This is a genomic window from Nocardiopsis sp. NPDC055824, from assembly GCF_053616335.1.
Window position 1 is genome coordinate 62322 of the sequence record NZ_JBSHDN010000005.1, and the last position, 11556, is coordinate 73877.

Genomic DNA, 11556 nt, shown 5'->3' on the forward strand with positions numbered 1-11556 from the left:
GTCCCCGTCCCGTCCGCCGCGACGGGGACCCCCGGGGCTCAGCCGGGCAGCGAGTCCCAGAACCGGCGCAGGACGGCCGCGCCCCGCTCGGGGTCCTGGAGCATCCAGTAGTGGGTCAGCCCGTCCAGCTCCTCGTACTCCGCCCCCAGCTGCCGGGCCACGTCCCGGTCCTGGTCCGGGCGGGCCATCGGGTCCCCGGTCGGCACGAGCACGAGCCCGCGTGCCCGGACGGGCCCCTCGAACCCCTTGCCCCAGTCCGCGTGGAAGTTGGGCCACGCCGACCGGTAGAGCGCCAGGATGGCGGCGCTCATCACCTCGTCGTGGGCGGCGTCCACCTCCTGCGCGAGTTCCGCGCTCATGCCCCGGGACCGGAGCACCTCCCCGAAGGTCGCCCCGCTGCCGGGGACGGCCTCGCGCAGCCCGGCCAGCGACTCCTCCCCCTCGGGGCTCTTCTGCCACAGCGTGGCCGCGTCGTGCCACGTGTACCCGGGGTGCCAGCCGTGGGCGACGTCGGAGACCCAGCTGCGGACCGGGACGTCGTGGGCGGAGACCGCGCGCATGGCCAGGTGGGCGCCCCAGTCGTGGCCGACGAGGTCGACGGGCCCGCCGACGGCGCGGAGTTCGTCGGCCAGCCAGGCGGCGTACTCCTCCTTGCCGTGCATGCCGTCCGGCCGGGCGCTGCCGAAGCCGGGCAGGCGCAGGGCCACGCTCGGCTCGGGGACGAGGGCGCGGACGGCGTTCCAGAGCGACGGCGTCTCGGGCACACCGTGGACGAAGACGATGGTCATGCGGTTCCCCCCAAGGAAGTTGATAAGCTATCGATTTCACCGTAGCACGAGAAGTTGATGAGTTATCGACTTCCTGGACCCGGGGGGCAGCCATGCGGGCGGACGTCGCGCGCAACAACCAGAAGATCTTCGAGAAGGCCCGGGAGGCGGTCGGCGCCGGGGAGACCGACCTCAAGCTCAACGAGCTGGCCCGCCGCGCGGGGGTCGGCGTCGGCACGGTCTACCGCCTCTTCCCCACCCCGCGGGCGATGCTGGAGGCCGTGGTCGAGGAGGCCGTCACCGACCTCAACCGCGTGGCGGCCGAGGCGGTGGCCGACCCCGACCCCCGGCACGGCCTCGACGCCTTCCTCCGGGCGGCCCTGACCGCGGCGCTCGACCAGCCCGGCCTGTTCGACGTCCTCATCACCGTCGAGGACGAGCGGGAGTCCCTGCGGGAGGCCAAGGGCGAACTCGTCGCGGCGGCCTCGCGGCTCCTCGGACGCGCCCGCCCGGAGACGCCCCTGACCGGGGAGAACCTGCTCAAGCTGCTGTGCGGGCTGATCCACGCGATCACCGAGCACCCGGCCGAGCGCCGCCGGGCCGCCGCCGACGCCTACCTGCTCCTGCTCCGGAACGGCCTGGTCCCCGGCCCCTCCGCCTGAGGCGCGACCGGCCCGCCCGCCTCTCCCGATGATCTTGTACTTATAGCGAGGTTGGGCGCCCAACCTCGCTATAAGTACAAGATCATCGGGGTGGGGGCTCGGGGTGCGTCTCGGGGCCCGCCCTGGCCGGATGCGGGCACAAAGCCCCACAGGGGCGGATTTCTGGGATCATCAGGCCGTTCGAACACACGACCTCTGGCGGAGCGTGAAGCCATGGCCACCCCCCTGCGCGACGGCGATCCCCTCAGGATCGGCCCCTACCGGCTGGCGGGACGGCTGGGCACGGGCGGCATGGGGAGGGTGTTCCTGGGGCGCTCACCGGGAGGACGCCTGGTCGCGGTCAAGACCGTGCACCCCGAACTGGCCGAGGACCCCGAGTTCCGGCGGCGGTTCGCCGCCGAGGCGACCGCCGCGAGGAAGGTGGGCGGGTTCTACACCGCGCAGGTCGTGGACGCCGACCCCGACGCCGACCCGCCCTGGCTGGCCACCGCCTACATCCCCGGCCCCTCCCTCCACCGTGCCGTGGCCGACCACGGGCCGCTCCCGGCCGAATCGGTGGCCGTGCTGGGCGCAGGGCTGGCCGAGGGCCTGGCGGCGGTGCACGCCTGCGGGGTGGTGCACCGCGACCTCAAGCCCGCCAACGTCGTCCTCGCCGAGGACGGGCCCCGGCTCATCGACTTCGGCATCGCCCGCGCCCTGGACGCCACGTCCTTCACCCGGACCTCCACGGTGCTGGGAACGGCGGCGTTCATGTCCCCCGAGCAGGCGCGCGCCCTGCCGGTGGGCCCGGCCTCGGACGTGTTCTCGCTGGGGTGCGTGCTGGCCTTCGCCGCCACGGGGCGCAGCCCGTTCGGGCAGGGTCCGGCCCACGCGGTGGCCTACCGGATCGTGCACGAGGCCCCGGACCTGGACGGCGTCCCGACCACCCTCGCGCCCCTGGTCGCCCGATGCCTGGCGAAGGGGCCCGACGACCGCCCCGGGGTCGGCGGGGCGCTGGAGGAACTGGCCGCGCTCACGGCCTCCCTGCCCGCGCCCGCCCACGAGCGGTGGCTCCCCGAGGAGCTGACCCGGGTCGTCACCGCACGCCGGACCCTCGCGCTGACCGCCGTCGTCCCGGCGGCGGACGTTCCGGAGGAGGCCGCCCCCGCCATGGGAACCCCGGCCGGGGGTGTCCCGGAGGGGGACGCCCCGGCCCGAGGAGTCCCGGGAGGGGACGCCGCCCCCGAGGGGCGCGCCGCGCGGGGAGGTCGTCCGGGGGGAACCGTCCCGGAACCGGTTCCGGCGTCGGGCGGCCACCGCGGAACCGCTCCACGCCCGCCCGGCGTCCCCGCCCCGGGCCAACCGGTCGATCCGGTCGGCCCCGACGGACCGCCGGCGCCCCTGCTGGTCCACGAACGCCGCCGTGCACGCGGCGAGGCCCCGCCGCGTCCGCCGCGCGGGGAGCAGGCCGCCGTCCACTGGCTGCTCGTCCTCTTCGCGCTCGCCGCCGCGGTCGCGGTCGTCCACCAGCTCGTCGTGGCGGCCGAATCGGGCGTGGAGCTGAGCGGCCACGCCTATGCGGCGTCGAGGGAGCTGTGGGGGTGGCGGACCTTCGCCCTCGCCCTCTGGTACGTCCAGATCGCCCTGGGCGCGGGGCTTCTGGTGGCCTGGACGGTCTGGTTCCTGCGCGTGCGCACGCTCGCGGAGTCGTTCGCCCCCGGGCGTCTGCGCTACCGCCCGCGCATGGCGGTGCTCGGCTGGTTCGTCCCGGTGGGCAACCTCTGGCTCCCCAAGCAGATCGCCGACGACGTCTGGCACGCCTCCAGCCCCGCGGACCGGGGCGGGCGCACGGCCCCGGCCGGGGTGGTCCACCTCTGGTGGGCGCTGTGGCTGCCCGCCCTGGCGACCTGGCCCCTGTTCTGGACCCCGTGGGCGCTGATGATCGAGGAGAGGCACGGGATCGGCGACTTCGGCTCCATCGAGGTGTACGAGTTCGAGTTCCTGCCGATGGCCTGGGCCGCTCTGGCCGCACACGCGGTGGCGGTACCGGCAGCGGTCGCCGCGGCCGTCTTCGTGCGGCGGCTGACCGACATGCAGGCGGCCAGACTCGGCGGCTGACCGCCCCTCGCCCCGGGACCGGTCCTGTGCCCGGTCCTGCGCAGCGCCCGCCCGTGTCCTCCGTGGCCCGGCGCAGGCCCCGGCCCACGGAGGGGGAGCGGTCCGGCCACCGGGCCACCCGGTCGAAGAGAATTCGGTCGCTTGCCCCGTATGCGGCGTGACCTGCGCCCCAACAGCGCGCCGGGCGGTTTCTCGGCTTGCGTACGTGGACATTATGTGCTCAATACATCACCCAAAGTGATCGGAATGCCCGTGAAGCACACCATGGCCGCACTGCTCCTCACATCCTTCTCCACCCTCGCCCTCGGGGCCGCTCCGGCGCAGGCCGCCGGGGGCTCCCTCGTCATCAACGGCACGGAACACCGGGACCCCCGGGGCTGCTACGACACGGACCGGTGGCCCCTCGTGGTCGACAACCGGACCGACGGCCCGGTCCACGTCTTCTCGGACCCGGGCTGCACCGGCAGATACGTCACGACGGTGGACCCGGGCGAGCGGAAGGTCGACGAGCACGGCCAGAGCGTCCACGTCGCCTGACCCCGCCCGCCCCCGCGCCGACGGGGGCGGGCGGCGGCGCGTCCGGTTGCGGGGATTCCCCCGGAGTCGCCGCCGTGTTACGTTCTGTTCCCGACACGCTTGGTAAGCGCTTGCCTACATGCGTGCCGACCCCCGGCGGAGCGGGGCCGCACACCCCGCCCGCGACCCCCCGAGAGAAGGAACCCATGCCACCCCCCGCTCACCGACGGCGCCGGACCGCCGTCACGGCAGCCACGGCCGCCGCGCTGGCCCTCGGCGCCGGCGCGCTCACCCTCACCGACACCGGAGGCGTCGTGACCGCGACGGCCGCCCTCACCTCCGCCTCCTCCGACACCTCCGACGCCCCCGCCGGGGCACGCGTGGCCGAGCGGCTCGACCGCGGCGTCGTCAGCGTCGGCGGCCCCGACGGCAACCTCGTCACCTGGCGGCTCCTCGGCGGCGACGACCCCGCCACCGCGTTCAACGTCTACCGCGACGGCGAGCTCATCACCCCCGAACCCCTCACCGGGGCGACCAACCACCTCGACCCCGACGCCCCGGCCGGCGCCGCCTACACCGTCGCCGCGGTCGTCGGAGGCCAGGAGCAGCCCCCGTCCGCGCCCTCGCTCGCCTTCGCGGACGGCCACCTGGACGTCCCCCTGGACCGTCCCGAGGGCGGCAGCGTCAACGGCTCCGCCTACACCTACGAAGCCAACGACGCCTCCGTGGGCGACCTCGACGGCGACGGCCGGTACGAGATCGTCCTCAAGTGGGACCCGACCAACGCCAAGGACAACTCCCAGAGCGGGCACACCGGCCCCGTGCTCATCGACGCCTACACGCTCGACGGCACCCGCCTGTGGCGCATCGACCTGGGCGCCAACATCCGGGCGGGCGCCCACTACACCCAGTTCCAGGTGTACGACTACGACGGCGACGGCAGCGCCGAGGTCGCCATGAAGACCGCCGACGGCACCCGCGACGGCGAGGGGACGGTCATCGGCGACGCCGGGGCCGACCACCGCAACTCCGGCGGGTACGTGCTCAGCGGACCCGAGTACCTGACCGTGTTCGAGGGCGCCACCGGCCGCGCCCTCGACACCGCCGACTACGCCCCCGGGCGCGGCAACGTCGCGGACTGGGGCGACAACTACGGGAACCGGGTCGACCGGTTCCTCGCCGGGACCGCCTACCTGGACGGCGAGAACCCCAGCATGGTGTTCTCCCGCGGCTACTACACCCGCGCGGTCATCGCCGCCTGGGACTTCCGCGACGGCGAACTGACGCGGCGCTGGGTGTTCGACTCCGACGACCCCGGCAACGGGGCCTACGCCGGTCAGGGCTTCCACAGCCTGTCCGTCGCGGACGCCGACGGCGACGGGCGCGACGAGGTCATGTTCGGCGCCGCCGCCGTGGACGACGACGGAACCGGCCTGTGGGAGACCGGCCACGGGCACGGTGACGCCCTGCACGTCGGCGACTTCGTCCCCGACCGGCCCGGCCTGGAGGTGTACGGCGTCGGCGAGAACACCGCCTCCCCGGACGCCTGGCTCGCGGACGCGGCCACCGGCGACGTGCTGTGGACCCTCGGCTCCGGCAACGACAACGGACGCGGCGTGGCGGGAGACGTCTGGGCGGGCAGCCCGGGGGCCGAGTTCTGGTCCTCCAGCGTGTCCGGACTGCGCGACACCGACGGCGACGAGGTCGGGCCCAAGCCCGGCTCCGCCAACTTCCTGGTGTGGTGGGACGGCGACGGGAGCCGCGAACTGCTCGACGGGACCCGGATCGACGAGTACGACCCGGACGGGAGCACCCGCCTGCTCGACGGGGAGGGCGTCGCCTCCAACAACGGCACCAAGGCGACCCCCGCCCTGTCCGGCGACATCCTCGGCGACTGGCGCGAGGAGGTCGTCTGGCGCACCGCCGACAACACGGCCCTGAGGATCTACTCCACACCGCACGAGACGGACCTGCTCGTCCCGACCCTCGTGCACGACACCCAGTACCGGGTGGCACTGGCCTGGCAGAACACCGCCTACAACCAGCCGCCGCACCCGTCGTTCGCCCTCGGGGACACGGCGGCCGAGGGCGCCGGGGCGCCCTGGCCGGACATCCGCCACCCCTGACCCGTCGGCCCGGCGGACCGGCGACCCTGGTCCGGGTCCGGGTCCGGCGGGGCACGGCGGCCCGTCCCCTCGCGGGGCGGGCCGCGGTGCCCGCGGGCCTGTCGGCGGGTGGGCGGGAAGGCGGCCCGTCCGCCGACTGCCGCGCCGGGGCATGCGGGCCGGGGCGTGCGGAACGCCGGAACCGCCTCAGTGGTAGGTCAGCGTCACCAGGGCCGCCGCCGCGAAGTTCCCCGCCCCGAGCTCGTCGCGCCGGATGATCCAGAACGGGCACGCGGTGGTGCCGGAGACCCCGGGCATGTCCAGCTGCGTCTGGGCCAGCAGTACCCATCCCCCCTTCTCGTCCTCCGGGGAGGATCCCATGATCGGGGGGTCCTGCGGCGAGTAGGCGTACCCGCCCAGGATCAGGCTGTCTCCCCGGACCGGCCTCCTGTGGTCGTGATCGCCCAGCCTGTACTCCCGGAAGAGGCGCTTGGTCTCCGGGTCGGAGAGGACTGCGTCGTCGGCGCCCGACGGAAAACTCCGGACGGTCCGGGCGTAGAGGGTCTGCGGATCGAGGGCGGGGAGGGCGCCCCCGTCCCCGGGAAGCGCCCGTTCGGTCGTGGGCGTCCCGGCCGGGACGTGGATCACGGACCGGGAGTCCTCGATCAGCACGGCCCCCTCGGGGTCGGTCCTGTCGGCGAAGAACAGCAGGTGCCCGTCGCGCGGCAGCGGGAGGTCGAACCCGTCCGGGGGGAGGGCCGCGCAGTCGACCGTCGCGACGAGGTCCAGCCCGCCGCCCCACTCGACCCCCGCGGGGAGCGAGGGGAGACCGCCGTACCTCCCGGCCGGGACGCCGCCGTCGGCGTCCGACGTGGTCAGCTCGGTCTGGGGAAGGGTGAGGCGCAGGGCGTGGTCGATGACGTGTTCGGGGACGCCCTTCTCTCGAGCCGCGTCCCGATAGGTCTGGGGGTTGTCCATACCGGACATGCTGCCGCAGCCGGAGGACACTCGGCGCGGGCCCGGACCGCCGTCCCGCCGGATTGACCATGCCCCTGCGTCATGGTGTTGCGTTGGTTCCGGGGCCGTCCGCGGGAGGGCCCCGGGCAGCGGTGCGCACCGCACGGGGCGCGCCGCACGCTCACGCGACGCCGACCCCGACTGGAGCACCGGATGACCCAGACACCCAGCCGAGAGTCCCTTCCGACCCTGTTCGACGTCGAGGAGTTCTTCGCCGACCCGGAGTTCGCCGGCGCGTCGATCTCGCCCGACGGAACCCGGATCGCCTACCTGGCGCCGAAGCACGGCCGCACGAACGTGTGGGTGCGCGGCGTCGGGGAGGGCCACGAGGACGCGGTGTGCGTCACGCACGAGACCCGGCGCGGCGTCCACACCTACCACTGGACCGACGACCCGCGCTGGCTCCTGTACCTCCAGGACACCGACGGCAACGAGGACTGGCACCTCTACCGGGTGGACCTCGACGCGCCGGACGAACCCGCCGTCGACCTCACGCCCATGGCCCCGGGCTCCCGCGTGGCCGTCGTCGAACCGCACAAGCCCTCACCCGGCAGCGTGCGGGTCTGGATGAACCTCAGGCCCATGCTCTTCGACGTGTTCCGGATCGACGTGGCCACCGGCGAGACGACCGTGCTCGTGGAACAGACCGACCCGACCAGCAACACCCTGGTCGACAGCGAGGGGGAACCGGCCTTCCACGTGGAGGTCGCCGACGACGGCACCCACTCCTTCTACGCGATCGACGGCGCGGAGGGGGACAAGCGCCTCCTGTCCCGGCAGGGCGGCGCGGAGTACCCGTACGGGCTGCCCCTCCAGCTGGTGACCCCGGACGGGAAGGGCCTGCTGCTCGGCTCCCACCAGGACTCCGACGACATGCGGGTCGTCCGCCTCGACCGGGAGACCGGCGAGGAGACCGTGGTCGCCGCCGTGGACGGGCACAGCCTGTGCACCATGGGAATGGTGGCCCCAGGCATGCCCCCCGCCCTGTACTTCAGCCGGCGCACCGGAGAGGTCCTCGCGGCCCGCTTCGTGGGCGACCGGCCCAGGATCGAGGTGCTGGACCCGCACTTCGCCGAGGTGTACGCCGAGCTGTCCAAGCTCTCCGACGGCGTGCTCGGATCGGTGTCCTCGGACGAGTCCGAGCAGCGGTGGGTCGTCTCCTTCGTCCACGACCGCGACCCGGGGGCGACCTGGTTCTACGACCACGCGACCCGGGAGAGCAGGCTGCTCTTCCGCCCGCACCCGGAGCTGGACCCCGCCGAGCTGTCCCCCATGACCCCGGTCCGGTTCCCGGCCCGCGACGGGCTGCCGCTGCACGGGTTCCTGACCCTGCCGGCCGGGACGGCGCCCGAGAACCTGCCCCTGGTGCTCCTCGTGCACGGCGGGCCCTGGGCCCACGACACGTGGTCCTTCGACAAGACGGTGCAGTTCCTGGCCAACCGCGGCTACGCGGTGCTCCAGGTCAACTTCCGGGGCTCGACCGGCTACGGCAAGCGGCACATCTCCGCCGCGATCGGCGAGTTCGCCGGGAAGATGCACGACGACCTCATCGACGCCGCCGACTGGGCGGTGGCCCGTGGCTACGCCGACCCGGCCCGCATCGGCATCGCCGGAGGCTCCTACGGCGGCTATGCGGCGCTCGTCGGCGTCACGTTCACCCCGGACTACTTCGCCGCGGCGGTGGACTACGTGGGCATCTCGGACCTGGCGAACTTCATGCGCACCCTGCCGCCGTTCCTCAGGCCCAGCATGGCCAACAACTGGTACCGCTACGTCGGCGACCCCGACATCCCTGAGCAGGAGGCCGACATGCTGGCCCGCTCGCCCATCACCATGGTCGACCGGATCCGCACCCCGCTGCTCGTCGCCCAGGGCGCCAACGACGTCCGCGTGGTCCAGGCGGAGTCCGACAACATCGTCGGGCCCCTGCGTGCGCGCGGGGTGCCCGTCGAGTACATCGTCGCCGAGGACGAGGGGCACGGCTTCGCGAACCCCGAGAACCAGGTGATGCTCCACCGCGCGATCGAGAGGCACTTCGCGGAGCACCTCGGCGGGCGGTCCGGGGCGCTGTAGGACCGGCTGGTGGCGGGGTGGGGGTGAGGGTCGGGTGGGCGTGCGGACTACCCGGCCCCGCCCCGCGCCTCCTCGACCTGGTCGCGGTCACAGCGGGGCGCGCCGACGACGACAGACTTGAGGGCGCCTGACCGTTCAGGAGTCCTCGCGAGGGAAGCTACAGCCACGGAGCCGGGCGCTCCTCCCCGGTCTCGGGGTCCCGCAGCAAGCGCTCCGGAGGAAAGACCTCCTCCTTCACCATGTTCCCCGCCTCGTCCATCCCACGGAAGATGATGCGGTTGCCCAGCGCGTCGTAGATCGTCTCGGAGAGAAGCCTCCCCTCCTCGTCCCACTCGTGCCAGGGACCGACCGGACCGTAGGGATCTCGGGTAACCCCCTGGGTCACGAGTTTTCCGCTGGGCGACCACACAAGAAAAGGACCGTCCTCGGCCCCTTCCGCAAAAGTCCGCATCTCGGTCCGACCGGAACCTTCGACGAGCACCGCTTCGCCTGTATAGGCGACACCTTGATAAGTCACTCGGCTTTCGAAGTCCAACTCATCCATCCCGACAGCCTCCACATAGCCTTCACGCCCTGGTACGCCAGGACACGAAGGGACAGAGCGCCAAGGTCGGAAAATATTTTCCCCTGTCTCGGGATCCACAAACGGCATACGCGGCGAACTCTCCTCGAAGTGAACAAGGATTCCCGCTTCGTCCCATCGCCGCAGAACCCTCAGACTCCCGTCCGAGTAGTCCGAGACACCTTCTTCACGAAGCCTTCCGTTTTCATCCCAGAAGAAATATGGCCCAGTGGTGATATTTCCTACACGATTGGAATACTCAAGGGCCACACCGTGTTCATTCAGCAGGAAAACCGGACCGAGGGCGTAGCCCTTCACGAAGGTCTGGTAATGCGTGAACCTCCCGTCTTTCTCAACGGCCTGCCCGGTGAAACTTCCCCCTGGTATCCTGACTGAAATTTCATCCAGGTAATCGAGCTCTTCCGAATCAACTCGCCTCACGGGAACCAGAGCCTGCCCGACACGGCCTCGACCTGCTCCCTCAGCCAATCGGGGACGAACTCCTCGGCCCGGGGAAGGTCTTCAGGTCGTCCGCGAAACCCTCGGGGCTCGGGCGGAACGTGAAGTCCGGGTACTCGTCGTAGTTGAAGTCCACGCTGTAGTTCGAGGGGCGCTCGATCGTGTACTCGACCGAGAACCACGTCCCCTTCCCCTCCTGGTACATTCCCGCCCGCAGCCTTGCGAGCTTCGAGAGAACCGTGACCGGGCAGTCCACCATTTCGGACTCACCGTTCGAGTATTCAACCGTCAGACTGTCGGTTGCATATTTCGCAACAGCAGAATACTCGTAACGGAGTCGCCCCCAACCTTCAGGGGCAAAACCAAGAAGATCTCCACCGATCCCCTGAAGGATCTCCTGCTGCTCGATCAATCCCAATCCTCCCACGGGAAAAAATCCATTATTTCCCTACGGCGGTCAGGTAGGGAACTCTCCGTACCAGGACCCTTCCACGATGTGTTTGGGAAGATAATCCGACTCGACCTCGAGTTCGAAAGCGGGATCTACCTGACTGCGGTCGTGAGCCAGACAAGCCAACGCCAGGAGCCCCATAGGCACAACACCCGTCAAGGGGCCTTGGCCGGGACGATCAACGCTGTAGTAGTCCCTGAACCACTCCAACCCCTGTGTCAGGGTTTCGTTGAACTCGTCGGAGTCTCCCTTCAGAAGACACCTGAACACGTCCATCTGCGGAAAGGAGATCAGGTTCAGGTAGTCCCCGCCGAACGCGCCGGTGCGAGGGTCGGACAACTCCATCGCCTGGCGCAACTCTCCCACCAGAGAGTCACTGCCCCTGACGTAGGCCTGCAGCGCCGCAACCCAGTGGTAGGTGAACTCGTTGTACCTGGCACCGTCGCCCTCACCCGCTCGCCGGAGGAGGTCCACCGGGATCGAGCACAGGTTCTCCACACGCGTCCTGTCCCGGCACGTCACTGCCAAGTAGAACGCCGTCTCCCAGTTGCCGGCGTTCGTGAAGTACCTCGGCCCGATCCCCGTGATCCTCCTGACCTGGTGACCGAGTCGGCACTCGACCTCAGTGCCCTCGGGGCCCGTGGTCGCGGCGAGGGCCGCGCCGTAGTACTGCATCAGGGCGACCCAGGCCTCCCACGTCTCCAGTTTCCCCGCTTCCGGGTCCGCGACAAGAGCCTCCTTGGCGTACCTGTACATCGAATCGAACCACAGATCGAACGATGAGGCCTTCCGCACCACCGCATTGAAATGCTTTTCCCGCTTTTTGATGTTCTGTTCGAGCTTCACA

At 71.4% G+C, this 11556-nt stretch carries 10 protein-coding genes; 5 read left to right on the forward strand and 5 right to left on the reverse strand.

Annotation, left to right across the window (positions count from 1 at the left end; translation table 11 throughout):
• Window positions 1-38: 38 nt before the first annotated feature.
• On the reverse strand, window positions 39-788 hold the full coding sequence (locus ACWGL3_RS02795) for an alpha/beta fold hydrolase (RefSeq protein WP_267946810.1): 750 nt from the start codon (window positions 786-788) through the stop codon (window positions 39-41).
• Between the two features lie 92 nt (window positions 789-880).
• Between ACWGL3_RS02795 and ACWGL3_RS02800 the strand changes: the two genes are divergently transcribed.
• The 4 genes from ACWGL3_RS02800 to ACWGL3_RS02815 all read left to right on the forward strand — a co-directional run bounded on the left by ACWGL3_RS02800 (window position 881) and on the right by ACWGL3_RS02815 (window position 6168).
• Window positions 881-1429: a TetR/AcrR family transcriptional regulator gene (locus ACWGL3_RS02800; RefSeq protein ID WP_452460716.1), complete on the forward strand. Its 549-nt coding sequence runs from the start codon at window positions 881-883 to the stop codon at window positions 1427-1429.
• A gap of 213 nt (window positions 1430-1642) precedes the next feature.
• Window positions 1643-3526: a protein kinase domain-containing protein gene (locus ACWGL3_RS02805; protein ID WP_452460717.1), complete on the forward strand. Its 1884-nt coding sequence runs from the start codon at window positions 1643-1645 to the stop codon at window positions 3524-3526.
• Window positions 3527-3772: 246 nt separating this feature from the next.
• Window positions 3773-4063: a hypothetical protein gene (locus ACWGL3_RS02810; RefSeq protein ID WP_267946813.1), complete on the forward strand. Its 291-nt coding sequence runs from the start codon at window positions 3773-3775 to the stop codon at window positions 4061-4063.
• A 185-nt stretch (window positions 4064-4248) separates the two neighbouring features.
• Window positions 4249-6168 carry a rhamnogalacturonan lyase gene (locus tag ACWGL3_RS02815; protein ID WP_452460718.1) on the forward strand — a complete coding sequence of 640 codons (1920 nt, stop codon included), beginning with the start codon at window positions 4249-4251 and terminating at the stop codon, window positions 6166-6168.
• A gap of 186 nt (window positions 6169-6354) precedes the next feature.
• On the opposite strand, the gene ACWGL3_RS02820 is transcribed toward ACWGL3_RS02815, so the two are convergent.
• Window positions 6355-7125, reverse strand: a complete 771-nt coding sequence (locus tag ACWGL3_RS02820; protein ID WP_267946815.1) for a DUF1963 domain-containing protein — start codon at window positions 7123-7125, stop codon at window positions 6355-6357.
• Window positions 7126-7317: 192 nt separating this feature from the next.
• Between ACWGL3_RS02820 and ACWGL3_RS02825 the strand changes: the two genes are divergently transcribed.
• Window positions 7318-9237, forward strand: coding sequence for an alpha/beta fold hydrolase (locus tag ACWGL3_RS02825; RefSeq protein ID WP_452460719.1), 1920 nt, complete (start codon window positions 7318-7320; stop codon window positions 9235-9237).
• A 157-nt stretch (window positions 9238-9394) separates the two neighbouring features.
• Here ACWGL3_RS02825 and ACWGL3_RS02830 read toward each other — a convergent pair whose 3' ends face one another.
• Genes ACWGL3_RS02830 through ACWGL3_RS02840 form a run of 3 tightly spaced genes read right to left on the reverse strand, consistent with a single transcriptional unit; the run spans window position 9395 to window position 11555 of the window.
• Window positions 9395-10288 (reverse strand): toxin-antitoxin system YwqK family antitoxin, encoded by an 894-nt coding sequence (locus ACWGL3_RS02830; RefSeq protein WP_267946817.1) that lies wholly within the window; start codon window positions 10286-10288, stop codon window positions 9395-9397.
• On the reverse strand, window positions 10281-10670 hold the full coding sequence (locus ACWGL3_RS02835) for a hypothetical protein (protein ID WP_267946818.1): 390 nt from the start codon (window positions 10668-10670) through the stop codon (window positions 10281-10283). Before ACWGL3_RS02835 ends, ACWGL3_RS02830 begins: the two co-directional genes overlap by 8 nt.
• Window positions 10671-10715: 45 nt before the next feature.
• Window positions 10716-11555, reverse strand: a complete 840-nt coding sequence (locus ACWGL3_RS02840) for an immunity 49 family protein (protein WP_267946819.1) — start codon at window positions 11553-11555, stop codon at window positions 10716-10718.
• Between the last annotated feature and the right edge of the window lies 1 nt (window position 11556).

What these genes read in the sequence shown, in the direction of transcription:
- ACWGL3_RS02810 (WP_267946813.1), top strand. Translation starts at nt 3,773, where the DNA reads ATGCCCGTGAAGCACACCATGGCCGCACTGCTCCTCACATCCTTCTCC.
- ACWGL3_RS02800 (WP_452460716.1), top strand. Translation starts at nt 881, where the DNA reads ATGCGGGCGGACGTCGCGCGCAACAACCAGAAGATCTTCGAGAAGGCC.
- ACWGL3_RS02825 (WP_452460719.1), top strand. Translation starts at nt 7,318, where the DNA reads ATGACCCAGACACCCAGCCGAGAGTCCCTTCCGACCCTGTTCGACGTC.
- ACWGL3_RS02815 (WP_452460718.1), top strand. Translation starts at nt 4,249, where the DNA reads ATGCCACCCCCCGCTCACCGACGGCGCCGGACCGCCGTCACGGCAGCC.
- ACWGL3_RS02805 (WP_452460717.1), top strand. Translation starts at nt 1,643, where the DNA reads ATGGCCACCCCCCTGCGCGACGGCGATCCCCTCAGGATCGGCCCCTAC.
- ACWGL3_RS02820 (WP_267946815.1), bottom strand. Translation starts at nt 7,125, where the DNA reads ATGGACAACCCCCAGACCTATCGGGACGCGGCTCGAGAGAAGGGCGTC.
- ACWGL3_RS02795 (WP_267946810.1), bottom strand. Translation starts at nt 788, where the DNA reads ATGACCATCGTCTTCGTCCACGGTGTGCCCGAGACGCCGTCGCTCTGG.